Raw genomic sequence first — 23,470 nt, 5'->3', positions numbered from 1 at the left:
CCTAGATGCTGGAGCTACTCATTCCGGTGCCTGCCGCTCAGCGCTGCACGGTTCCGGACGCATCACGGCCGTCCGATAGCAATCAGGTACAACCTGGAGGAAGCATGACAGTCGAGACAGCCAGCTCTCTGCTTGTTGTCGGAGACCGATTCGTGGACTTCGCGCGTGCCGTGGGTGCCACGACATTCTCCGAGCTCGTCCATGCCCTGGACCACGGCGACCACGACGGAACCGGTGAGGCGCTGGCCGTCCACGCAGGTCAGGGAATTGACGACTACTCCGTGGCCTATCTGCGGGACGCCGCCGAGCGCCGCGGGCTCAAGATAGACGTGGAACTGACCGGCGGCGAAGCCGAGTTGGTCGGACGCCAGCATGTCCACAAGGCGCGCCAGGACAACGTGCTCATCTCCGCCCTGGAACGGCTCAGCGCCGAGGAGTTCACCGCGGATCTGCGGCTGCACGACCACAACGAACTGCTCGTCGACGTCCAGGACCGGGTGCACGTCCAGGGAATGGTGGCGGTCGAGGCCAGCCGGCAGATGTTCCTCGCCGTCATCGAGGACCATTTCCTGACCAAATGGCCGCAGCAGCGCTACTACATCGTCATCAACGAGATGAGCACCAAGTTCGGGAATTTCCTCTTCCCGGTCGCGGCCAAGGTCAGGCTGCGGGTGGACAGCGTCGACGCGTCGGAATCCACCAGGATTCCCATGCAGGTCACCGTGACGATCGAACAGGCCGGCCGGCCCGCCGCCACGACCACGGTCGACCTGGCGGCATTCGCCCCCGGCGTGGTCGACGGCAAGGAAATCCGGCGGGCCAAGCAGGCGGCTGCTTTTGCCACGGGAACCGCCGATGCGTGAAAGCGATGTGGCGGTGACCGCGCCGGACGCGGCGGCGGAGATTCGCCGCCACCGGGACGCCATCGATGACCTCGACGGCCGGATCATCGCTTTGCTGGCGGAGCGGCGCCGCACGTCGAGCGAGATTCAACGGATACGCAAGGGCAGCGGCGGACCCGGACTTGACCACTCGCGCGAGGAAATCGTCCTCGCACGCTACGGCGACGTCCTGGCGGACGAGGGCCGGCAGGTGGCGTCGGCGGTCCTTTCGCTGTGCCGGGGAAAGCTGCCGCAGACCGGGCCTTCGGCCGCCTGATATCGGACAACGGACGAGAGGAACAGCGCGTTGGCCCGCTTCTATGAGATCGACGGCATCGCCCCGCGAGTGCACCCGACCGCTTTCATCCACCCCGACGCGGTGCTCATCGGCAATGTGTCCGTGGGGCCGGGCTGCTACATCGCACCGCTGGCCAGCCTGCGTGGTGACTTCGGGGAAATCAGGATCGAGGCGGGCGCCAATATCCAGGACGGCTGCGTGGTGCACTGCTTCCCGGGGACATCCACCGTGGTGGAAGAGGACGGGCACGTCGGACACGGCTCGGTGCTCCACGGCTGCCGTATCGGGCGCGGGGCGCTCATCGGCATGAAGTCCGTGATCATGGATGGTGCCACGATCGGTGAGCTGGCGTTCGTGGGCGCCAACAGCTTCGTGAAATCCGGCGACCAGGTGGCCGCACGGCACCTGGCGGTCGGCAGCCCCGCGCGAGTGCAGCGTGAACTCACCGAACAAGAGCTGTCCTGGAAGGCCAACGGGACACGGCTCTACCAGGAACTCGCCGACCGCTCACGGGAGACCCTCCGCGAGACGGAGGCGCGGGAGTGGACCGCGGCGGAATCCGGCACCGGCGACCGTCAGGTGTTCGACGCGGTGGTCACCGGCGGCACGCCGGCACATGTGCCCCTCCAGCAGCACCGAGCAGGGACGTCATCGGCTGCCACGAGCGGGGAGAAGAACTGACCGGCAGAACCTGAATTCCGCTTCGCCCGGGTATCCGACACCTCTTCCGACTCTCAGCCGGGTGCCCGGCATGCCCTCTTGGGCCGCCTGTCAGATTGCCGACGGGTGGTCCAAGAGTGCGTTGCGCGGCACATCATCCTGACAGCCGTTTGCGAGCGCACCGCCGTGTTTTCCGGTGACGTCCCGACAAGGCGGCGGATTGCACCGGCGATTCCCGCACGTTTCGCCCCGCTTCACGATCCCCAAAGAATTGTAACCATTATCGAATGAACCGCCATGGCCGGTCGCGGCAGGGTATATTTGTGCCTTGCGCAAGTAATTACCGGGAAGGACTGTGGTTCGTTCGGAGCTGACTCCGACGGCGTGGTCGGCTTTACGTGTCAAGCATGACTTGCGGTAATAGTTCCCAGGAGATGACGGATGTCATGCCCACTAACGAGGCATCTGCCCCGACAGTGAAACTTCAGCGTTTCGTCAAAACCGCGGCAAACGAGTTGACCGTAGGAGGCGATGGAGGCCGCCCGGCCCGAAAGGGAGCTGTGGAGCCATTGAACGGTGTGCACGGCTTACCGATGACAAAGAGTCACGGCCGCAGCAGAAAAGACCTGACAGGGCGTGAGGTCCAAGTCCTGGCCGCGATTATACAAGGAAAATCGAATCGATGCATAGGGCGGGATCTGAAAATTTCCGAGCACACCGTCAAAGCGCACATCCGGTCCATATTCGCGAAACTCCGTGTGGCATCCCGCACCGAGGCGGCCATGGCCGGGCTGCGACTTGGCGTGGTGTCCCTGGCCTGACCAGCCCTGCCGGCCGTGCGGATCGACCCGGCGGGGTGCGGACATTCCGCCGGTCCGGGAGAGGTGAGACGCCGCGAAGGTCATGAATCCATGCTGGCCGGTGGCGCTCCGTGAGTCCAGTGACGGATTGTCGCCCCGCATTAAGGACGACTGAAAGCTGGAATTCCGGCGATGCCCGCCTCGTGCGCCGCCCCGCGGGGCGGCGCCGTTCCCGGCACGGCCGGCCACTGCCCGCCGCGGCTCACTTTTACAGCGGGCGCGTCGTACCCGGGTCCGGATCGGGATCGGGGTTCGGCTCAGGCAGGGATATGTGGCCGTTCTGGAGCGCGACAACTGCGGCTTGGGTGCGGCTGGAGACGTTCATTTTGATGAATATGGACCGGATGTGCACCTTGACGGTACGCTCCGAGATTCCTAGCGCGCGCCCTATGGCTCGGTTGGATAAACCGATGGCGATGCTCTGCATCACCTCGGTTTCCCGGGGCGTCAGCTGCAGGCGATCCGACCTGTCCGCGACCGGCTGATCCGCTGAATCCCATTCCCCGGAGGGCGGATCACGGTCGTCGCCAGGCGTCGCGTGGGGCTCGTCCTCCCACTCGTCCGGCAGCTGAGAACTCATTTTCGAACCCCTTTGCATACGCTAGCAAGCCGCTCATTCACTGTCAATGATCTTCGTGTTGCCTCTCGCGCCCGGCTATCCCGGTACGACGGATCCAGGAAAGGTGCAGGAAACATTGCTGACACACGGCGTACCCCGGCCGTTGGATTCCCGCTGCTGAACTTCTTATTTGCCGGCCGTCCCCAGTTTCCTCGTTTTCATGAGCGATCTCGTATGCCAAGGTCTGCGCCGGCCCGCGGTCCCAGGTGCGTCGGAACGGTGCCATCGGCCCTGCCCGCCGCATCTCCGGCGCGGAGCTTCGTGCCCCCGAGGTGAGACGCCCGAACCGGCATGCTCAGTTCCGCTACCTCGGCGAACAGGACCACGAGCACCGGGACATGGTGCGGCGGGTGGTCGGCCCGGAGGCGACCAAGCGTGAACTCACCGATGGAGGAAGGCCGTTCTGCCGCACCGACCCGCAAGGTCTAACCGCTGACGGCGGCGACCGGCTCCCGCCGCGCACGTGGGGCGCGGTGCGTCCGGGTCAGTATGCCGAGCATTCCCAGGGTCGCCGGATTCGCCTTCTCGGCGGTCACCGCGTAGATCTGTCGCGAGAATTGCTGTTGCAGAGGCTTGAGAACCACTCCGCTGGTCATCTGATCGGTGGCCATGTCGGGCACGACGGCCATGCCGAGGCCGGCCTCGACAAGCCGGCTGACGGTCGTGAAATCGTCGCTGTCGAATACCACACGGGGAGTGAAGCCGGCCAGCCCGCAGATGTGCGTGAGCATGCGGGAACACAGGGGATCGTGGTTCTGGATCCAGGATTCGCCGCGTAAATCCGCGACGCTCACCGTGGGCGCGCCGGCGAGCCGGTGATCCGCGGGGAGCACGATGTGCATGACGTCGCGGACCAGCGGGACGGTGTGCAGATCGTGCAGGTCGATGACGTCGGCGAACGCGTAGGTGAAGACGACGGCGAGGTCGATGCTCCCCGACCGCAGCAGTTCGAGGCTGCGGTCGGACGGGTGGCTGCGCAGGGTCAGCTCGACGTCGGGGTGCGTGCGCCGGAAGGTGGCGATGGCCTCAGGGAGCAGGCGGGCGCTCGCCGTGGGGAAGGTCGCCATGCGCAGCCGGCCGGCCCGCAGGTGCACCAGGTCGTCGAGTTCGCGTTGCGCGGTGTCGAGCCTGTCCAGCAGCGCCGAGGTGTGCTCCGCCAGTAACCGGCCTGCTTCGGTGAGTTGGATCCCGCGGCGCAGCCGGACCACCAAAGGGGTTCCCGCCTGCCGTTCCAAGGCGCTGATCTGCTGCGAAACCGCCGAGGGTGTGAACGCGAGAATTTCGGCCGCTTTGGTCATGGAGCCGGCTTCGGCAACCGTGTGCAGGACGTGGAGTCGTCGGAAGTCCAGCATGTCGTCAAGCCTATTCAGAACGGCGGGCGGTGTCGCCGGCCACGCGAGGGGGCGCCGCTCCGTCCGCCGGCCGAAGCGGACTCGAACCGGGGCCGACCCGTACCCCGCGTGAACTTCCCGATATGTGCCCGGTCCCGCTGCGAGACATCCCGTCCACTCCCTCGTGCCGCCCCGTCAGAGCGACTGTTCGTCAGTCCGGCTCCAAATACCGCATATTCCGCCTCTTCGCAGCCGGTTGAGCAGACACCGCGGCTCCGGTGCGCCGCTTCTGGCCGTTGCCCGGACGGACGAGGAAACTTCAACCCCACGATAGAAGATGCGAACCGGCCGCGGTGCGTACGAATCAGCCAAGGCCATGTCGCGGTCCTGACCAGGGAGTTGAGGGCTGCGCTCCCTTCCGTGGCTTCGTGGATGCCATTGGCCCGTGGGCGGCTCGGGTGTCCTGCGGGAAGACGGCGGCGATGGCGGCGGGTGTCAGGAACCTGGACGGGATGGCGGAGATTGATCGGTGGACGGGCCCCGGCGCTGCGTGGCGTCGGCCTGAACCGGTCGTGCGAGTGCGCTGACCAGCCGGTTACCGGTCGGTCCGGATAGTCGTTGTATCCAGCATTGATGGAGATCAACGGCGCTGGCAATCGACCATAAGGATTACGTCCAACGGACGACTGTCGCCCCCGGAGTTGGCGGCAGAAGCTGAGATCGAAAGCCGGTCTGCGCTCCGCGGAGCGCGAGTACGCGGGAACCCCACAGAATGGAGAATTCGGTGGTTGAGCGGGACGAGGCGAAGAACCCGAAGCTGCGAGGAATTCAGGTCGTTCGAGGCTGGGACATGTCGCCGGACGCCGATGAGTCTCCGGAAGTCCAGCGCATGGGCGGCATTTACCAGAAGTCGGCAGGGGCACAGAACATCTGGCTCGGCAAGGTCTACACGCCGCCCGGTGTCGCCACCTCTGTTCACCATCACGGTATTGCGGAAACCGCCGGATACGTACTTCAGGGCCAGGCCCGTATGCACTACGGCGACAGCCTTGAATACCACCTCGACCTGGAAGAGGGCGACTTCGTCTACGTACCGCCCGAGCTGGTGCACGTGGAGGCCAACCGGAGCGAGACCTCCGGGCTGATCGTGCTGGTGAGCCGGGTGCCGGACAACATCGTGGTGGACGTGGACGAGCCGAAGTTCACCAAGGGCATCAAGTAGCTTCAAGCGCCGCTTAAGGCTAGTGAGAATTTTGTAACTGTACTAACGCGCGCTCGCCCGCGAGCCTGGATGTGTCCCGATCGACGTTCACAGGAGGACCGTGTGACCACCAGGCAGGGCGCCACGGACAGGGCCATCGGCGGCGGCGCCGATGGTGCTGCCCAAGCCGCCGGACGACCGAGCGGGCACCGGGCGTTGATGACCGTGATGTGCGCCTGCGTCATCTTGGTCTTCGGCATGATCAGCGCCATCAACATGGCGGTCCCCAAGCTGTCGGCCAGCGCTCTCCAGCCCTCGTCGACCGAGATGCTCTGGGTGGTCGACGCCTACGCCATCGTCTTCGCCTGCCTGCTGATTCCGGCCGGCGCCATCGGGGACCGCCGTGGCCGCAAGGGCACGCTGATGGTGGGGCTCGGCCTGTTCGCCGCGGGCTGCCTGCTGTCCGCCGCGGCCCCGAACATCACGATCCTGCTGCTGGCCCGTGCGGTGACCGGAGCGGGCGCGGCCTTCGTGCTGCCGAACACGCTGTCCCTGCTCCTCGGTGTCCTCGCCGATGAGCGCAAGCCCGTGGCCATCGCCACCTGGACCGCCATGAGCGGACTCGGCGGGATCATCGGCAACGCGATCAGCGGCCTGGTACTCCAATTCCTGCCGTGGCAGGGGCTGTTCCTCACGGTCGTGCCCATCGCGCTGCTCCTGCTGCTGCTGACGGCCAAGGTCTCGCCGCGCACCGCCACCCAGGACAGCCCGCTGGACCCGGGCGGCTCCGTCCTGCTGGCAGCCGCCTTCGTCGGGCTGCTCTACGGCGTCATCGAGGCGCCCGAACGAGGCTGGACCTCCGTCCCCGTGCTGGTGGCCCTCCTCGCGGCGGTGGTGCTGTTCGCCGTCTTCGTCCGCTACGAGCTGCGCCATCCGCACCCGCTGATGGACCCCAGGGTCTTCGCCGAACCGCGGCTGCGGGCCGGGGCGCTGGGCATCATGATGTCCTTCGTCGCGGTCTTCGCGCTGTTCTACGTCAACGCGCAGTACCTCCAGTACGCCAAGGGCTTCTCGCCGCTGCTGGCCGGCCTGGGCGTGCTGCCGCTGTCGCTCGGCACGTTCACCACCTCCCGCAACAGCCTGAAACTGACCCACCGCTTCGGCTCCACGCCCGTCGTCACGGTCGGCCTGCTCGGCACCGCGGGCGGGCTGGTACTGCTCGCACTGGCCACGCCGCAGACCCCGTACTGGCTGTACGTCGTCTACCTGCTGGTCTTCGCGGTCAGCACGGGCATGGCGGTGCCGCCGCTGTCCATCGGCATCATCTCCTCGCTGCCGGCGAGCCGTTCGGGCCTCGGCTCCGGCATCAACAGCTCCACCCGCGAACTCGGCAGCGCGATCGGCGTCGCAGTGATCGGCACCATCCTCAGCTTCCAGCTCTCCGGCCACCTGCCGCAGTCGGTACTGGCCAAGGGCGACTCCGTACGCCACTCCACCGCCAGCGCGCTCGCCGCGGCCGAACAGGTAGGACCCACCGAACACGCCCAGGTCATCCGGGCGTTCACCGACGCCATGGACAACGGCTTCCTGGTGATCGCCGGGGCGGTCCTGGTGACGTCGGTCCTGGTGATCATGTGGTACCGAAAGAAGCCGGCCACGGCCGAGGCGACCGCCGACGGTTCCGAAGCCCCGGCCCCGGCCCCGGCGCAGGACTGACGGTCCTGACCAGCCGCCCCGCCCGCCAAGCACGCGGCCGACCCGGACCGGGCCGTAACCGCCGGCCAGCCGGCCCGTAGCGCCTCAGCCACCGGACAGCAGCGCCGCCAGGAGGAACAGCAGGGCCACGGTCGTCGTCACCGTCGCCGTCCACCACAGCGGGTGCGGCCGGAACGTGCTGGGCGGGCGGTGCACCAGGAGGAGCCCGAGCAGTGCCCCTCCGACGGTGAGCAGGACAGCGGCCCTGCCGTCCGCCCGGCCTATCTCGACGTGGTTCTGGGCGATCAGCTCACGCGACAGCGCCACCACGTCCTCCGGCTCGCCCTCCTGCGCCGGGCGGCGGGCGAAGGGCAGGCCACAACCTCACGGTAGAAGCGGTACGCCCCGTGGTGGGCCTCGCCGAAGCCCGGCGGAAGGGCCGGATCCGGCGTGGGCAGGAGCGCGGCCGGCGGGTCGAGGAACCAGTACGTGAGGCCGGATCCGTCGATGGCCCGTAGCCGGCCGGGCGGCTCGACCTCGGTCGTACCCAGGTGGGGCGGTGGTTTCCGCAGCGAGTCGGGCGACGTTGTCCGAGAACGGCTGCCGCCCACGAGCCGCCGCCCCAGGGAGGGAAGGGGTTTCTCCCCCTCTCGCCGCCGTAAGAACGCATTGTCCGAGATCAGCGGGAACTCACCGTTTGCTACAGCGACATTTCAGCCTCGTGGCAGAAACGATCAAGCCCTGGTGCCGGCGCCAAGGTACGGACCAGACTGACGCTCGCACGTTTGTGCTCATGTTCCGTCTCGTCAGAAAGCTCCTTGGCACATGCATACGTCCCGCAGACCCGGCGCCTCATCGGCGCGCCTCGTGCATGGGCGGAGGAGGTGCCGCGCGTGGTGCGCTATGTGATGCGCAAGGCGACGGGATGGCTCCTGATGATCGTGGTGGCGACGAACGCCACGTACTTTCTGGCCAGTTGGTTCCTGGACCCGCGGTCGAACTTCAAGGAGCTGCGGCCCGTCCGGAGCGAGGCCCAGATCGCCCGCGCCCTCGCGCCGTACAACCTGGACCCGCACGTGCCGGTGGTGCGGCGCTGGTGGGACTGGCTCACCTCCGTGGTCGTCGACTTCGACTGGGGGAAGTCCCCCACCGGCGTCTCCGTCAACGGCGAAATCGGCTACCGGTCCCTGGTCAGCGCGGAGTTGGTCGTCATCGCGACGATCCTGTCCGTGGTCATCGGCGTCACGCTCGGTGTGTACACGGCGTCGCGGCAATACGGCTGGGCGGACCGGGTCTCCCAGGCCGTTTCCATCGCGGTGTTCAACATCCCGACGTCCGTCGCCGCGCTCGCCGTGGTCTTCGTCGCCATCTGGCTGAACCAGCACGCCGGGCTGCACTTCCTCTACGTCGCAGGGGAGAACTCCCCGAACGTCGAAGGACTGCTCCCGACGATCGGCGACCGCTTCCTGCACCTGATCCTGCCGACCCTGACCCTGACCCTGATGGGGTACGTCGGATATCACCTGACGCAGCGCTCCCTGCTGCTCGACACGATCAACGCCGACTTCGTGCGCACCGCCCGAGCCACCGGGCTCACCCGGGCCCAGGCGATCCGCAGGCACGCCCTGCGGACCTCGCTCATCCCGACGGCGACGTCCGTGGCGTTCAGCGTCCCGGCCCTCTTCACCGGCGCCGTCATCACCGAGACGATCTTCGGCTGGAACGGCATGGGCCGCTACTTCATCCAGACCATCAGCAAGAACGACGTGCACGGCACCGTCGCCACAGCCGCCTTCGCCGCCGCTCTGACCGCGATCGGCGCGATCCTCGCGGACATCGCCACGGTCTTCCTCGACCCGAGAGTGAGAGTGAGCTGACGTGGCGACAGACGTGACCACCGGTGCCTCGTCCGGTGCGGCGGCCGACCCGGTGCCCAAAGCGGCGCCCCGCGCGCGCAAGAACGCCGGGAACCTCGGCCTCGGACGGCTCTACCTGCGGCGATTCCTGCGCAACCGCCTCGCCGTCGCCGGTGTGGTGATCTTCGTCCTGCTGGTGCTGTTCAGCACGTTCGGCGGCCTGTTCTCCCCGTACACCTACTCCGACGCGGACTTCGCCGCGCTCACCCAACCACCCAGCGCCACCCACTGGTTCGGCACCAATCAGGGCGGCAACGACGTCTACGCCTCCGCCGTGCACGGACTCCAGCGCTCCCTGGTGATCGCCGTGAGCGTCTCCGTCCTGACCATCGTCGTCGCCGCGGTCATCGGCTCCGGAGCCGCGTACTTCGGAGGCCGGATCGAGCGGGTGACGCTCGCCGTCATCCACTTCCTGCTGGTCGTCCCCTCGTTCCTCATCCTCGCCCTGGTGTCCCACCGCCTCGCCGGCGACTGGCGGATCCTCATCGTCGTCCTGACGGTCTTCGGCTGGATGTCCACGGCCCGGGTGATCTGGTCCGTCTCGACCTCACTGCGCGAACGGGACTACGTGACGGCCGCCGAGTTCATGGGCGTCGGCCCGCTGCGCATCATCCTGCGGCACATCATCCCCAACCTCGGCTCGCTCCTGATCGTCAACCTGACGCTCGGTGTCGTCGCGACCGTACTGAGCGAAACCGCCCTCTCCTTCCTCGGATTCGGCGTCCAGACACCGGACGTCTCCCTCGGCACGATGCTCGCGGACGGCGCGAGCACCGTCACGAGCGCCCCCTGGCTCTTCGCCTTCCCCGCGGGCCTGGTCGTCCTGCTCACCGTGTCGATGACCTTCATCGGCGACGGACTGCGCGACGCCCTGGACCCCACATCCGTGACCGGCGCGGCTGGAGGCCGACGATGACATCTGCGACGACCCTCCCCAGGACGCCACTGCCGACCGAGACCACCACTCCCGTGCTCTCGGTGCGGGACCTGCGGATCTCCTTCCCCTCCGAGTCCGGGCCCGTCGAGGCGGTGCGCGGCGTCAGCTTCGACCTGCTGCCGGGCCGTACCCTCGGCGTCGTCGGCGAGTCGGGCTCGGGCAAGTCGGCCACCGCGATGGGCATCATGGGGCTGCTGCCGCCGTCCGCCGCCCTGACGGGGCAGGTCCTGCTCGGCGGACGTGACCTGGCCGGCCTCGGCGACAAGGCGCTGTCCGACGTACGCGGCAAGGCCATCGGCATGGTCTTCCAGGACCCGCTGTCCGCGCTCACACCGATCTTCTCCGTGGGCAGACTGCTCGCCGACACCCTGCGGATCCACCAGAACCTGACGAAGCGAGCAGCCTGGGAACAGGCCGTCGAACTGCTCGATCTCGTCGGCATCCCCGACCCGCGCAACCGGGCCAGGTCCTTCCCGCACGAGTTCTCCGGCGGCATGCGCCAGCGCGTCGTCATCGCCCTGGCCATCGCCAACAAGCCGTCCGTTCTCGTCGCCGACGAGCCCACCACCGCACTCGACGTCACCGTGCAGGCCCAGATCCTCGACGTCCTGCGGCTGGCGCAGAAGGAGACGGGCGCCGGACTCGTCCTCATCACCCACGACCTCGGGGTCGTCGCCGGCCACGCGGACGACATCGCCGTCATGTACGCGGGCCGCTTCGTGGAGCGGGCGGGGGTCGACGAACTGTTCCGCCGGCCGGTCATGCCGTACACCGCGCGGCTGCTCGCCGCCGTGCCGACCGTGGACAGCGGGGTCCACCGGCCGCTGGTCCCGATCGGCGGCGAGCCGCCCGCCCTCGTGGGCCTCCCGGCCGGCTGCCCCTTCGCGAGCCGGTGCGCCGTCGCCGTCGACGCGTGCCGGACCGCCGAACCCGAGCTGCGCGCCCTGTCCGGACACGGGGACGTGGCCTGCCTGCGCGCCGACGAGATCGCCGACGGATCGCTCGACCCCGCCGGGACCGCGGCAGGCGACGCGCTGGATCCGCACGCCGACCGCGCCCCGGCCGGCGATGTGGTGCTCCGCGTCGACGATCTCGTCAAGACCTTCCCCGTCACCAAGGGCGCCGTGCTCAAGCGCCGGGTCGGGACGCTGCACGCCGTCAACCGAGTGAGCTTCGAGCTGCGGGCCGGCGAGACCCTGGGCCTGGTCGGCGAGTCGGGCAGCGGCAAGACCACGACGCTGCTGGAGATCCTCCGGCTCAAGCAGCCCGAGGGCGGGCGGATCGAGATCGCCGGCACCGATGTCGGCGCGGCCGGTTCGGCCGCCCGCATACGGGAGTTGCGGCGGGACGTACAGATCGTCATGCAGGACCCGCTGGGCGCCCTGGACCCGCGGCTGCCGGTCTTCCAACTGCTCGCCGAACCCTTGCAGGCCATCGGGCGGGACCGCGAGTCGATCCGCTCCCGCATCGGTGAACTGCTGGCGCTGGTCGGCCTGGACGAAGCGGTGAGCGACCGCTTCCCGGCCGCGCTCTCCGGCGGCCAGCGCCAGCGGGTCGGCATCGCCCGCGCCCTGGCGACGGAGCCGAAACTCCTCGTACTCGACGAGCCGCTCTCGGCCCTCGACGTGTCGGTGCAGGCCGGGGTGATCAACCTCCTGGCGCGGCTCAAGCGCGAACTCGCGCTCGCCTACCTCGTGGTCGCCCACGACCTGGCCGTGGTGCGGTACATCTCCGACCGCATCGCGGTGATGTACCTGGGCCACATCGTGGAGACCGGCGACACCGAAACGCTCTTCTCCGACCCGAAGCACCCGTACACCCGGGCGCTGCTGTCCGCGATCCCGGTGCCCGATCCGCAGCGCGAACGCGCCCGGGAACGCGTCGTGCTGGAGGGCGAGCAGCCGAGCGCCACCCGCGTGCCCGAGGGGTGCGTCTTCGTGGACCGCTGCCCCCTCTACCGTCTCGCCGACGAGAAGGTGCGCCGGCGCTGCCGTACGGAACGCCCCGCACCGTCCGACGTGGCAGGACAGCCCGGCCACCAGTACGCCTGCCACGTGGTCTGACACCGGCCCCGCCCCTTCCGGGGCGCCACCAGGCCGCTTCCCTTTCCGCTCCACCGAACCCGAAGGAACCCTTTCGCCATGCGCGCACGGCTGGTCCTGCCTGTTGCCCTCGTCGCCGCCATCTCCGTCGCCGCCACCGCGTGCCAGTCCTCAGGGGAGGACGCGGCGGGGCCGGGCAAGAACCCCAAGGCCGCGTCGGCCGCCGTCGACTACAACCCCCAGCCGTACGACAAGGTCAAGGACGGCGGCACCTACACCACGGTCGGGACCTTCGACGAGCAGGGCAACCCGTTCAACGTCAATGCCACCTTGACCGCGTCCCGGGTCTGGGGCTGGTACAACGCCGACGCGATCACGTACTCGCCCACCGGCGATGTGCAGTACAACCCCGACTACTACAAGGACGTGAAGGTCACCGTCGACGGCGGCAACCAGAGGGTCACCCTGACGATCAACCCGAAGGCCACCTTCAACGACGGCACACCGATCGACTGGCAGGCGATCAAAGCCACCTGGAAGGCCAACAACGGCTCCGACAAGGACTTCGCCGCCTCGTCCACGGACGGCTACGACCGGATCACCTCGGTCGAGCAGGGCGAGAGCGCCAAGCAGGCCGTCATCACCTTCAAGGGCGTCAACGCCTCCTGGCCGACCCTGTTCACCACCTTCCTGCACCCCAAGGCCGCCACGGTCGACAACTTCAACACGGCGTACGTCAAGAAGGCCCACCCGGAGTGGGGCGCAGGCCCGTACACGGTCGGCACGTGGGACACGCACTCGGGCAACATCACCTTCGTCCGCAACCCGAAGTGGTGGGGCAAGAAGGGCAAGCTCGACAAGCGCGTCTACGTCAACCTGGAGTCGACAGCGGGGGTCAACGCCTTCAAGAACGGTCAGCTCGACTACACATCCGCCGTCGACGCGGAGAGCCTCCAGCAGATCAAGGGACTCAAGGGCACGGAAATCCGCAGCGGCGGCAGCCCCTTCGAATACTCGCTGCACTTCAACACGAAATCCTCGGTCCTTTCGGAAACGGCCGTCCGCAAGGCCATCGTGGAGAGCATCGACCGCCCGCAGATCGCGCGGATCCAGTTCCAGGGGCTCGACTACAAGGAACCGCTGCCCGGATCGGCCGTGCTGTTCAGCTTCCAGAAGGGCTACGAGGACAATGTCTCGGCCGTGCTGAAATACGCGCCCGACAAGGCCAAGAAGACGCTCGACGCGGCGGGCTGGAAGCCGGGGGCGGACGGCATCCGCGTCAAGAACGGCAAGAAGCTCGAAGTCGGTTACACGCTTCTCGGCGACGACCCGCTGGGCAAGGCCACCGCCGGCGCCTTCGCCGCCATGCTGAAGCCCGCCGGAATCCACCTCGTCATCAAGAAGGGCGACGACGCGGACTTCGCCAAGATCATCAGCGACCGCAGGTTCGACCTCTTCCTCTCGGGCAACCGCTCCATGGATCCCTTCGGCGCCCGCTACCTGTGCGACTTCTACTGCTCGGACCGCGACGCCAACATCACCGGCTCGGGCACCCCGGCCCTGGACAAGGAAATCCGCGCCACCACCCAGATCGCCGACCTCCGCAAGCAGGCCACAGCGGTCAACAAGGTCGAACGCAAGGCCCTCCAGCAGTACGCCTTCCTGCCGCTCTACAGCGGCCCCTCCACCTACGGCGTGAAAAAGGGCCTCGCCAACGTCGGCGCGACCATCTTCTACACCCCCCTCCCGGAAACGGTCGGCTGGCAGAAGTAAGGCGCCCTCAGGCATCCGGTGTGATGGAGGCGCCCGGCTCCACCACACCGGACGCCATCGGCGCGACAAAAACTCGGCCTGCGCCATTTTCAGGCGGAGTTGAAGCGCCGTAGCGACTTGGTCACCGCCGTAGCGACTCGGTCACCCGGGCCGGCGGACGTGCCCTGTGCTCACTCCGGGGCCCGGAGCGCGGCGAGTCGGCGGCCGAGCGCCGCCTGCGCCGAATCCGGGGTGTGCCGCCCCACCGCGACCTGCATGCCGAGCCCGTCGGCGAAGGCGATCAGGGCGTCCGCCTCCTGGTCGGCATCGGCGGTGGGGCGGACATCGCCGGCCTCCTGCGCCGTGCGGAGCAGCAGCGCGACGAGTTCCGTGAGGCCCTCGTACTGCTTGCGCTGGACGGCCGCCAGGCCGGGCGTGACGGACGCGTGTGCGGTGAAGGCGAGCCAGACCCGGGTCTCCGCCAGGCTCTGTTCGTCGTGCGGCACGATGCCGGCGAGCGTGTGCTCAAGCATCGTCGCCGCCGCCTCCGGGGTGACGGAGCCGGCGATCCGGCCCTGCACGCGTGCGCTGACCCGCTGGTTCATCTCCTCCACGACGGAGACCACCATCTCCTCCTTGCCGGAGAAGCACCGCTGCACGGCGCCCACCGAGACGCCGGCCCGAGTGGCGACATCGCGCATGGTCACCCCCTCCAGCCCGCGCTCACTGACGAGCGCGAAAGCCGCCGCCACGACCTGACGCCGTCGACTGTCGTAATCCACCTGTTTGGGCATGCCGCCAAGCCTATATGATACGTTCATATTGATACGCACGTATCAAATCCCTTGGGTTCGACGACCGGAGGAATCGGCATGACCGTGAGGCGTACGAGGCGGCGGGACGACACCGGCAGGCAGCGCGCCCGCTGGCTAGCGGGGTCGATCCTGTTCGTGCAGGGCTTCGGGTCCGCCCTCAGCGAGGCGATATGGAGCACCAGCTTCGGCGTGGCGGGCCTGCTCAGAGGGGCGGGGCTGCCGCAGTGGACCGACCTGGCCATCGGCACCGTCGGCGCGGCACTCATCGGCTGGGCGCTGGTCACGCGCGGCGCGGAACGGCGTGCGCATGCCTGAGCCGACGAACACCCCGTCGCAGGGCGGGAGTTCACCCGAGCGCGCCGCGTCCCGTGCGGTCGGCCGACGGGGCCTGCTGCGGGCAGGGGCGGTCATCGCCGGGGTGGGGGCGGGCGCCGCGGCGGGAGTTGCGCTCAGCACGTACGCCGGGCGCGAGAGGGACACCGTCCGGGACCGGCCGGCCTTCCTCCTCGTCCACGGCGCCAACGGCAACGCCTACGCCTTCGCCCCCCTGATCGCCGCACTCACCCTGGCGGGCCACCGCGCCCTGGCCGTGGATCTCCCCGGCCACGGAGCACAGGGAAACTTCCCGCTCTCCTACCAGGCGCCACAGGACCCGGCGGCGTTCGCGACCGCACCCTCACCGGTCCTGGCCGGGACGACCCTGGAGGACAACGCCCGCCACGTCGCGGGCGTCGTGCGCCGCATGGCCCGGCAGGGGCCGGTCATCCTGGTCGGCCACAGCATGGGCGGCGCCACGATCACCCGGGTGGGCAACCAGGTGCCGGACGCGATAGCGCGGTTGGTGTACCTGTCGGCGTTCTGCTGTGTCCGGATGCGCACCATCCTCGACTGCTTCCTGGTCCCGGAGGGCAGAGCGACGCTGCTCCCCACCATTCCGAGCGTGGGCAGCCCCGAGCGGACCGGAGTACTCCGCAACAACTGGCGTTCCGCGGACGCCGACTTCGTCGCCAAGGCGAAGGCCGCCTTCGCAGCGGACTACGACGACGCGGCCTTCCGCAACGCGCTCAACACCTTCGAGCCGGACGAATCGGCCTCGCTCATCAACGACGACGCCCGTGGCCATCCGGCGACCTGGGGCCGCATCCCCCGCAGCTACATCCGCTTCACCCGCGACCGCAGTCTCCCGCTCGCCCTCCAAAACCGGATGATCAAGGAGGCCGACACGGCAACTCCCCACAACCGCTTCGACGTCCACTCCTTGCCGGCCCCGCACCTGGGCCCTCTCGACCCGGCCCCTTTGGCCGCCGTCCTCGCGAAGCTGGCCTGACCCGACGGGCGCGACCACGGGCGGCCAAGGCGTACCACCTGCTCAAGGCCGAGCGGCAAGAGACCGGTGAACTGAGGCCATGCAAAGCCCCTTTCCCCGGCCCTTCGCACCCCATCCGGGTCATACGACAAGCAATCTCCTCGTCCGGCTGCCGCAACTCGGTAGCCAGTGGAGCTCTTCCTTGTCCATCGACCGAGGAGCCCCCGTGCTGAGCCGCCGTGCCCTGGGCAGGCGTGCCGTCACAACATTCATCGCCGCGGCCACCTGTACCGCCGGCACGAGAGACCGCTCCAAACTTCGGGCCGTTTCCGGGCCGGCCAGCCGCCCAGCCGCCGGAAACAGGCTTCAGTGGACGTAGTCACCGGTGCTCGCTGATGCGTGCTACATGCAGGAGGGGGAGAAGTACGCGCGGCGGGCGTCGACGCGGTCGATGGCGGCGCCAGTTGCCAGGACGGTTCTGCCAAGTCGTAGCTGTCGACGATCCGCGGCACGTGGTGCAGCAGCCCAGCGTCAGTCGTCCGTCGTGGGCTGGCGGGGTGAAGTTCTGTCAGGTAGTGGGTAGTGCCGGGGACGGAGCGGTGGCAGGCGCTGGCGGCGAAGGTGGTGGCTCAGGCCATCTTGAGGATGGTCAAGTCTCGTGGTGCAACGCGGACTTGCTGTGCGACGCTTATAAGGATGGAACCACATCTGCGGTAGCGTTCTTATGAGATTTCATCGTGTCCACCGAGCCCCGGAGGCTGAATGGCCATCCTTCCCGTCGCTGTACCCGAGCCTGACGGCTATGGTGTGCGGCTTGCCGCCCTCGGCACCAAGCTGGAGTATCTGCACCCCGCCCTGCGAGCGGGTGAGATTGCCCGCCGCTCCGCGACTCCGAATCACCCGGCCAACACAGCCGGCACTCGCGCTTACCAGGAGCACGTCCGGATCGTTCGTGAGATGCACATCCAGCACGAGGGCTGGAAGCGGCTTCTGCACGACCACCTGGAGCTGGTCTGCAATCCGGAGAAGACCATCGCCATCGGCGTCATGGTGGGGAATGCGGCGACGGGCGAGCGTGGGAATCCTCCTCGGAACCTGCGCAGGCGCGGCGCGGCCACCGCGCGGGCCGCCATGGCAAACGATCAGCCTGCACTCTTCCCTCACCCCGTGCGCCGGGACGAGGTCGTCCTGAGTGCCGAGGAGACCGATCGGCTCCAGGTCTGGTTCCTTGTCTCGTACCGGGTCGGGGCGGGTGCGAAGGTTCACATCCACAACGAGCTGTCGCTGCCCGGCGAGGTCGAGGACGGGTACGTCACGAAGTGGAAGCGGCGTATTCCTCTCCCGGCTCTTGAAATGGACGGAATCGAACCACCGTACGAAGATGGGCCCGGCGAGATCGACATCCCCGTCGACTTCCGCTGATCGTCCGTCCTGGTGCGGCACTGTTCTGTCAGTGCCGCACCCTGTACCACCGACAAACGAGGCAGTCCACCATGGTGACTCCATCCCGCATCACGCTGGCCCGGAAGCGTCGGGGACTGACCCTCGCAGAGCTCTCCAAGCGCGCTGGGGTGTCGCTACAGAGCCTGTCGAACTACGAAACGGGACGGACATCGCCGCGTCCCTCCACCATCCGGCGGATCGCTGCTGCTCTCAGCTTCCCAGAGCTGTTCTTCTCCGGGGCTGAGGTCGACGAACTGCCTGTGGAGGGGATTTCATGGCGGGCCCGGACCAAGACACCACCCCGCGTATTGGACTCTGCCAGGGCCGCAGGCAGTCTCGCTGCCCAGTTGTACGACTGGATCGACGAACGGTTCCGCCTGCCGGAGCCGGATCTTCCTTCTCTTGGCAAGCCGGACCCGGAGACGGCCGCGGAGATGGTGCGCACCCGCTGGGGCCTGGGCAACGCGCCGGCGCCGAACATGGTTCACCTGCTGGAGGCCCGTGGCGTCCGTGTGTTTTCCCTGCCGCCGGACTCGCTGGAGGTGGATGCCTTCGCGGTATGGCGGGGCAATGTCCCCTTCATTTTCCTGAACACGATGAAGACCGTCGAGCGGAGCAGGTTCGACGCAGCCCACGAACTTGGCCACCTGATCATGCATGCCAGCGGCGAGCGACCTTGCACTGGGCCGGCAGCCGAGCGCCAGGCGAATGACTTCGCCAGCGCCTTTCTCATGCCGGCCGCCAGCGTGCTGGGGCACATGCCTGCAGGTGCTCGTGTCGATCAGATCCTTGAGGGCAAGGGGATCTGGAAGGTTTCCGCCATGGCGTTGACGTACCGGATGCACGACCTCGGCCTGCTCACCGATTGGCAGTACCGCTCCACCTGCGCTGACCTGAGCGCACGCGGCTACCGAACCGACGAGCCCCAGGGACTGAGGAAACGAGAGACCTCCCAGATCCTGACCAAGGTCTTCCAAGGGCTTCGCTCCAAGGGAGTACGTCCGAGCGACGTAGCCGACCAACTGTGCGTCACGGCGGAAGAGATGAAGAGGCTGCTCTTCGGGCTGACCATGACGGCGATGGAAGGCGGCGGCGAAGCATCCAGCGATCACAGGGCCAAAGGCGTATTGAGCCTGGTGCGTTGAGGCCATCACCCGGGAGGCGCCGCCTCTGTCGGCGTGGTGGCCAGACGTGTAGGGCCCGAGACTATGACCCGGTCCCTTCGCTGCGGAGCGGGTGACGGGAATCGAACCCGCGCTCTGCGCTTGGGAATCAGGGGGCTTTCGGGTGCCCGTACCTTCCTGACCAGCGGAGATGCCTCGGTCCGGGCCCGTGTGCCGGTTCAGTCTCGCTCCGTGTTGACCCTGGTCTACCGGCTTATCCGGCACGGCACGGCACTGGCATGGCGGGCAACGCTTCCTCGAAATCGGAGATTTGGTGCCGGGGGCAGGAGCGTTGCGGGCCTCTGCGGCGGTGGGGCGGGGCGAAGCCGGCCCCTACGGGGACGGCTTCGCCGTCGTGGATGAGGGCCCTGGCCCCGCACACCGTTTCCTGTGGCGTTGTGTGCTCCCCACAACGGACATACGGAGCTAAATATGCCCTTGGTAGTTCCATGGTCAACTAATTCCGCTTGAAGTAATTCCCATGGAGGGTTGTTTCAGCACATCGCAGGAACGATTCGTCTTTCTGTGGCCGTCGCTCCGCCCAGCCATGCGAGAGTGTTCTTCGTGGCCACCCGGCGCGGTACCAAGGCGCCGGGCGGTCACTTCAGAAGCTCGCAACTTCAGGGCACAGGGCCGCAACCGAGTGGTCCGGGAACGCTATGGGGTGGACTGCGACCCGATCCCTGAGGGACGGGCGGTCCCGGTGCCGCCCTGAGAGGTTCGGGTGCCGCCCGTCGGTCTGGGCTGAGCCTGAGCCGGCACATGCGAGGTGCCCACATGGTCCGGGGCGCCTGGTTCCCGGTCGGCTTTCCGGTGGCGCAGGCGTCGCAGGTGGCGTCCCAGGTACAGGTAGAAGCGGTCGGGGAGAAAGACTGCGTCGGCGACGATCATTGCCGCGGAGAAGAGCGGGAGCCCCATGAGTACCGCGATCCCTGCGTGCATGCCGAGCAGCAGGGGCAGGACGACGTATTTGACCTTGCTGAACAGCACACATGGCAGGGCCACTTGGAGCAGCACGGTCAGGTAGCCGGCGACCGCGATGAACATCGTCTGGTGGTCGACCAGGATCGACAACGCGGGCCAGGGCCGGAACAGATCGAGATTGAGTACGTAGTGCAGAGCCGTTCCGTTGCCCCAGAAGTTGCCCTGCACCTTGTAGAGCCCCGCGGACCCGTAGAGAAGGCATACCTGGGCCGCGATGACCAGCATCCCGCAGTTGTGCAGCAGGGTCACCAACTGGGTCCGGGTGAACTGGAGTTGATGCATCAGGGCCGACTCGGCACCGGTCTTCGCGCCTCCCGCTCCGTCCGCTTCCGCACGGAGCCGGAGCCTGCGCGCGTCGAGGGACCACCGCCGGCCGCAAGCCGTGAGGCAGAGGTACATGGACATCAGGAGGATGAGGTTGTCTCCCCCGTCCGTCATGAAGATGGTCCGGGCGTGAAAGGAGGCGACGACGATCGCGAAGACGAGAGAGATGACTCTGGTCCGCCAGCCGAGCAGGAAGAGCAGGCAGGTGACGAGCGCGAAGACGTAGCAGGCTTCGAAGTACAGCGGGGACAGGGACAGCGTGAGGATGCTGGACCAGCCGGTCTGAACGAACAGCTCGTTCGCGAGGGCGGGTGTCCACGGGGAGTCCGGGCCCCAGATCTCCTGCCGGTGCGGGAACTCCCGCAGCAGGAAGGCGAGATAGGCCAGCCCGTACCCGATCCGCAGCACCGACGCCGCGTACAGCGACACCGGTCTGTCGGTGAGGGCGGAGCGCCACGCGCTCAGGGCGCCGAGGATCCGTTGCCGGCCGGCCGCGATGCCCCCGGGGGCGGTCGCCGGACCGGGCGAGTGCGTCGCATGTGCGCGCGGCTCAGTGGGCACGATGGGTCACCTTCCACCACGGCAGATACCGGGTCTCACCACGCCCGGGTGTGGCGGGCCGAGGCGTGTCCGCTGTTGAGGGTGCGGCGATCTGATGGCTGATCACGCGCAGCTGGACGTTCTCAAATGTGCTGGGGCGATGCGCGGCGACGCGGTCAGTCGCGATATTTGCCAGGTATTCCTGCATCATCCGGGCCCGCTCCGAGCGCGGCTGATCGTCGCCGCCGTGGGTTTCCAGGTAGGAAGTCCAGGCCCGGCGCAGCATGTTCTGCGCGGTATGGCTGGGGAAGACGCTGTGCCGGACGGCCGCGTTATCGAGTGCCGTTAGATCGAACCAGCCGCTGATCTGCGGGGTGCCGTCCGCCGAGATGGTCATCGTCCTCGCGGAGATCTGCTGGTTGATCGAATCCGGGTTCGGCGCGAAGAGTCGCCAGTTCTGCTCGAAGAGCGGGTATACCCAGGCATTGATCTGGTTTCCGTATCGCTGTGAAACGCTGTTGCTGGGTGCCACGTGCAGAAACAAGAAGAGTACGTGGACGAAGGATACGGCCATGCCCAGAGAAACTGCGCATCCGATCACCGCTCGCAGCGGTCGGTAAAGTTCCGAAGGTTTTGAGGTGCCGACATTTTCCCTGCCCGGAATCTGCGCGGTTGATCTTGCGCCGGTGGCGGTCGCTTCGTCAACCAGTCCGCTGTTCAATTCCCTCACATCCCATTGCTTTCTTCCCTGCACCGCCGCACAGGGAGTTCTCTCCTGCTGTACGGGCTGCCGGCGCGGGGCGAGCCTGTCGAGACTCGCCCCGCGCCGCCCGTTCCTCCCAGGTGCGGTCCGCCGGCTCCGGCAATCACCTCTCGGGTGCGCCTTTGCGGGAGCGGTGCCGGTTCGCGGGATGAATTGCCTCCGGCTTTCCGCCCACAGGCTGGTGCGTGTGTGCAGGCGCCGGTTGGCGTGCGCATCAGCTAGACATCGGCCTCTTCGCACTCTTTGCCTGCTCCACGCACCTGGCTGTGGTGCTTGTCCTCGCACACCTTGCCGTCGTGGTCGGGCTTCCCCCCGCCGCACTTGTCGTCACAGGGCTTCTTGTGACCGCACTTGTCGTCACAGGGCTTGTCGTGGCTGTACTTGCCGTGCTCGTCACAGGGCTTCTTGTGCTTGCCGTGGTCGCCGGGGTAGCCACAGGGCTTGCCGGGGTAGTGACCGTGATCTCCGCCGTTTCCGCCGCCTGTCGTGTTCCCAGCGGTGTTCCCGGCGGTGTTCCCGCCGCCTGTGGTGTTCCCGGCGGTGTTGCCGTTGTTCCCGGCAGTGTTGCCGGCAGTGTTACCCCGCGTGTTTCCTGCGGTGTTCCCCTGAATGTTGCCCGAGGTACTGCCGGCGCTGTTGCCCGCAATCGCGCCGCCGCTGCCGCTGTTGCCCGCGATCAGTCCGCCGGAAGTGCCACCGGAGAGAACGCCGCCCAGGACGCCGCCCAGGGCTCCCGTGGTGGTGCCCGTCGTGGTGCCCGTCGTCGTGCCCGTGGTGGAACCGCCGAGGACCCCGCCGAGGACCCCGCCGAGGGTTCCGGTAGTGGTTCCGGTCGTGGTCCCGGTCGTGGTCCCGGTGGTCGTTCCGGTGCCGCAGTTGGGCCGGGTGATCACGTTGTTGTCCAGGGTCACGGAGCCGTTACGTGCCAGCGCTCGGCCTTGGATGGTCGAGCCCGTGGTCACGCTGATCGAGGTCAGAGCCAGGATGTTGCCCACGAAGGTGGTGTTGGTGCCGATCGTGGCGGAGCTTCCGATCTGCCAGAAGACATTGCACGGAGAGGCACCGTTGGTCAGCAGCACGCGGCTGGCGGAGGCCGTCGTCAGAGTTGATCCGACTTGGAAAACCCACACGGCGTTGGGGTCGTCATGCGCGTCCAGGGTGAGCGTGCCCGTGAGTCCGGCGGAGCTGGACGCGGTGTAGACGCCCGGATCCAGCGTCTGGCCACCGAGGTCGCTGGTGATGGTGGCGTCCGTGGCCTGGCTCGCGGCGTTGTTGTACGCCGTGACCAGGTCGGCCTTGGCCTGGAGGGCGGGGGCGTCAGCCTGGTGGATGGCCCCGTTCACCAGGCCGGGCGGGAAGCCGCTGACCGCTGTCCCCGGGCTCACCCCGAGGTCTCCGTTGATCGTGGACGGGCCGGTGTTGGTGACCGACTGGCCTGCCAGAACCGCGTAGCTGTCTGCCGTACCAAGGGGGACAGCTGTCGCGATGGCCTGCGCTTGCGTCGGGTTGAGTGCCACCGCGGCAGCGGCGATCACGGCGGCTGCGGCGAGCCAGGTGGAGATGGCGCGCCAATTAAGCACGCCGCTGAGTCTTGGTTTCATTGAGGCTGCCTACTCTTGTGCGGAAAAACTGCGGACACTTTGCGAACCTCGCTCTCTTCCAGCGAATCGCTCGCCAAGTGACGGCGGCATATTGCATGCTCGGCAAATGCCATCTGTGCGATTGCTTGACCGCTGGTCACTGTCGGGCGCAACTCTGGATGTCACATAAACGGATGTTCCTGCTTACGAGCCGACCGCTGCGAGGGGTGATGCAAAAAAGCACCATACGCACTTAAGTAAGGACATACGCGACCATGAGTTCCAGCCGGGGTGTGCGTGGCGCAAGGCCGATGGCATGGAAAATCAAAAAACAGCAGGTGGGGAAGGGGGGAAAGCTTT

21 protein-coding genes are annotated in these 23,470 nt (G+C 67.5%); 14 read left to right on the top strand and 7 right to left on the bottom strand.

Annotation, left to right across the window (positions count from 1 at the left end; genetic code table 11):
- Window positions 1-152: 152 nt before the first annotated feature.
- The 4 genes from ACGFNI_RS19590 (at window position 153) to ACGFNI_RS19575 (ending at window position 2,660) form a co-directional block, all read left to right on the top strand.
- Window positions 153-863, top strand: a complete 711-nt coding sequence (locus ACGFNI_RS19590) for an AfsA-related hotdog domain-containing protein (protein WP_393685346.1) — start codon at window positions 153-155, stop codon at window positions 861-863.
- The gene (locus ACGFNI_RS19585) at window positions 856-1,158 is read left to right on the top strand and encodes a chorismate mutase (protein WP_393685344.1); all 303 of its coding nucleotides are present in this window, start codon (window positions 856-858) and stop codon (window positions 1,156-1,158) included. Before ACGFNI_RS19590 ends, ACGFNI_RS19585 begins: the two co-directional genes overlap by 8 nt.
- A gap of 30 nt (window positions 1,159-1,188) precedes the next feature.
- A complete protein-coding gene (locus tag ACGFNI_RS19580) occupies window positions 1,189-1,860 on the top strand; it encodes a transferase hexapeptide repeat family protein (RefSeq protein ID WP_393685342.1) in 672 nt (223 codons plus the stop codon).
- A gap of 386 nt (window positions 1,861-2,246) precedes the next feature.
- A complete protein-coding gene (locus ACGFNI_RS19575) occupies window positions 2,247-2,660 on the top strand; it encodes a response regulator transcription factor (RefSeq protein WP_393685340.1) in 414 nt (137 codons plus the stop codon).
- Between the two features lie 247 nt (window positions 2,661-2,907).
- Here ACGFNI_RS19575 and ACGFNI_RS19570 read toward each other — a convergent pair whose 3' ends face one another.
- On the bottom strand, window positions 2,908-3,279 hold the full coding sequence (locus ACGFNI_RS19570) for a response regulator transcription factor (protein WP_393685339.1): 372 nt from the start codon (window positions 3,277-3,279) through the stop codon (window positions 2,908-2,910).
- A 464-nt stretch (window positions 3,280-3,743) separates the two neighbouring features.
- Window positions 3,744-4,670, bottom strand: a complete 927-nt coding sequence (locus tag ACGFNI_RS19565; RefSeq protein WP_393685338.1) for a LysR substrate-binding domain-containing protein — start codon at window positions 4,668-4,670, stop codon at window positions 3,744-3,746.
- A 763-nt stretch (window positions 4,671-5,433) separates the two neighbouring features.
- On the opposite strand from ACGFNI_RS19565, the gene ACGFNI_RS19560 reads away from it, so the two are divergent.
- Entirely contained in the window at window positions 5,434-5,871 is a 438-nt protein-coding gene (locus ACGFNI_RS19560; RefSeq protein ID WP_393685336.1) for a cupin domain-containing protein, read from the top strand.
- 102 nt (window positions 5,872-5,973) lie between these two features.
- The gene (locus ACGFNI_RS19555) at window positions 5,974-7,566 is read left to right on the top strand and encodes an MFS transporter (protein WP_393685335.1); all 1,593 of its coding nucleotides are present in this window, start codon (window positions 5,974-5,976) and stop codon (window positions 7,564-7,566) included.
- Between the two features lie 84 nt (window positions 7,567-7,650).
- Here ACGFNI_RS19555 and ACGFNI_RS19550 read toward each other — a convergent pair whose 3' ends face one another.
- A complete protein-coding gene (locus tag ACGFNI_RS19550; RefSeq protein WP_393685334.1) occupies window positions 7,651-7,872 on the bottom strand; it encodes a hypothetical protein in 222 nt (73 codons plus the stop codon).
- 566 nt (window positions 7,873-8,438) lie between these two features.
- On the opposite strand from ACGFNI_RS19550, the gene ACGFNI_RS19545 reads away from it, so the two are divergent.
- The 4 genes from ACGFNI_RS19545 (at window position 8,439) to ACGFNI_RS19530 (ending at window position 14,213) form a co-directional block, all read left to right on the top strand.
- Window positions 8,439-9,422 (top strand): ABC transporter permease, encoded by a 984-nt coding sequence (locus ACGFNI_RS19545; protein ID WP_393685332.1) that lies wholly within the window; start codon window positions 8,439-8,441, stop codon window positions 9,420-9,422.
- Between the two features lie 52 nt (window positions 9,423-9,474).
- Complete coding sequence (locus ACGFNI_RS19540; protein ID WP_393685891.1) at window positions 9,475-10,377, top strand: ABC transporter permease; 903 nt, start codon at window positions 9,475-9,477, stop codon at window positions 10,375-10,377.
- Complete coding sequence (locus ACGFNI_RS19535; RefSeq protein ID WP_393685331.1) at window positions 10,374-12,461, top strand: dipeptide ABC transporter ATP-binding protein; 2,088 nt, start codon at window positions 10,374-10,376, stop codon at window positions 12,459-12,461. The genes ACGFNI_RS19540 and ACGFNI_RS19535 overlap by 4 nt, the downstream gene beginning before the upstream one ends.
- Window positions 12,462-12,539: 78 nt before the next feature.
- Window positions 12,540-14,213, top strand: a complete 1,674-nt coding sequence (locus ACGFNI_RS19530; protein WP_393685330.1) for an ABC transporter family substrate-binding protein — start codon at window positions 12,540-12,542, stop codon at window positions 14,211-14,213.
- 170 nt (window positions 14,214-14,383) lie between these two features.
- Here the strand turns inward: ACGFNI_RS19530 and ACGFNI_RS19525 are convergent, their stop codons facing one another.
- Window positions 14,384-14,986 (bottom strand): TetR/AcrR family transcriptional regulator, encoded by a 603-nt coding sequence (locus ACGFNI_RS19525; RefSeq protein WP_393685329.1) that lies wholly within the window; start codon window positions 14,984-14,986, stop codon window positions 14,384-14,386.
- A gap of 78 nt (window positions 14,987-15,064) precedes the next feature.
- On the opposite strand from ACGFNI_RS19525, the gene ACGFNI_RS19520 reads away from it, so the two are divergent.
- From ACGFNI_RS19520 to ACGFNI_RS19505, 4 genes are all read left to right on the top strand, one after another.
- Window positions 15,065-15,322 (top strand): hypothetical protein, encoded by a 258-nt coding sequence (locus ACGFNI_RS19520; RefSeq protein WP_393685328.1) that lies wholly within the window; start codon window positions 15,065-15,067, stop codon window positions 15,320-15,322.
- Window positions 15,315-16,334, top strand: coding sequence for an alpha/beta hydrolase (locus ACGFNI_RS19515; protein WP_393685327.1), 1,020 nt, complete (start codon window positions 15,315-15,317; stop codon window positions 16,332-16,334). Before ACGFNI_RS19520 ends, ACGFNI_RS19515 begins: the two co-directional genes overlap by 8 nt.
- Window positions 16,335-17,075: 741 nt before the next feature.
- On the top strand, window positions 17,076-17,735 hold the full coding sequence (locus ACGFNI_RS19510) for a hypothetical protein (protein WP_393685326.1): 660 nt from the start codon (window positions 17,076-17,078) through the stop codon (window positions 17,733-17,735).
- A 71-nt stretch (window positions 17,736-17,806) separates the two neighbouring features.
- Window positions 17,807-18,901, top strand: a complete 1,095-nt coding sequence (locus ACGFNI_RS19505) for a helix-turn-helix domain-containing protein (protein WP_393685324.1) — start codon at window positions 17,807-17,809, stop codon at window positions 18,899-18,901.
- Window positions 18,902-19,576: 675 nt separating this feature from the next.
- Here ACGFNI_RS19505 and ACGFNI_RS19500 read toward each other — a convergent pair.
- From ACGFNI_RS19500 to ACGFNI_RS19490, 3 genes are all read right to left on the bottom strand, one after another.
- On the bottom strand, window positions 19,577-20,725 hold the full coding sequence (locus ACGFNI_RS19500) for an HTTM domain-containing protein (protein ID WP_393685889.1): 1,149 nt from the start codon (window positions 20,723-20,725) through the stop codon (window positions 19,577-19,579).
- 52 nt (window positions 20,726-20,777) lie between these two features.
- Window positions 20,778-21,497: a DUF5819 family protein gene (locus ACGFNI_RS19495; protein ID WP_393685322.1), complete on the bottom strand. Its 720-nt coding sequence runs from the start codon at window positions 21,495-21,497 to the stop codon at window positions 20,778-20,780.
- 251 nt (window positions 21,498-21,748) lie between these two features.
- A complete protein-coding gene (locus ACGFNI_RS19490; protein ID WP_393685320.1) occupies window positions 21,749-23,131 on the bottom strand; it encodes an ice-binding family protein in 1,383 nt (460 codons plus the stop codon).
- Between the last annotated feature and the right edge of the window lie 339 nt (window positions 23,132-23,470).

Source organism: Streptomyces sp. NPDC048644 (assembly GCF_043199105.1).
Taxonomy (GTDB): Bacteria; Actinomycetota; Actinomycetes; order Streptomycetales; family Streptomycetaceae; genus Streptomyces.
Note: the sequence above shows the minus strand (reverse complement) of the source record. Positions and strands in the feature narration are given on the sequence as shown.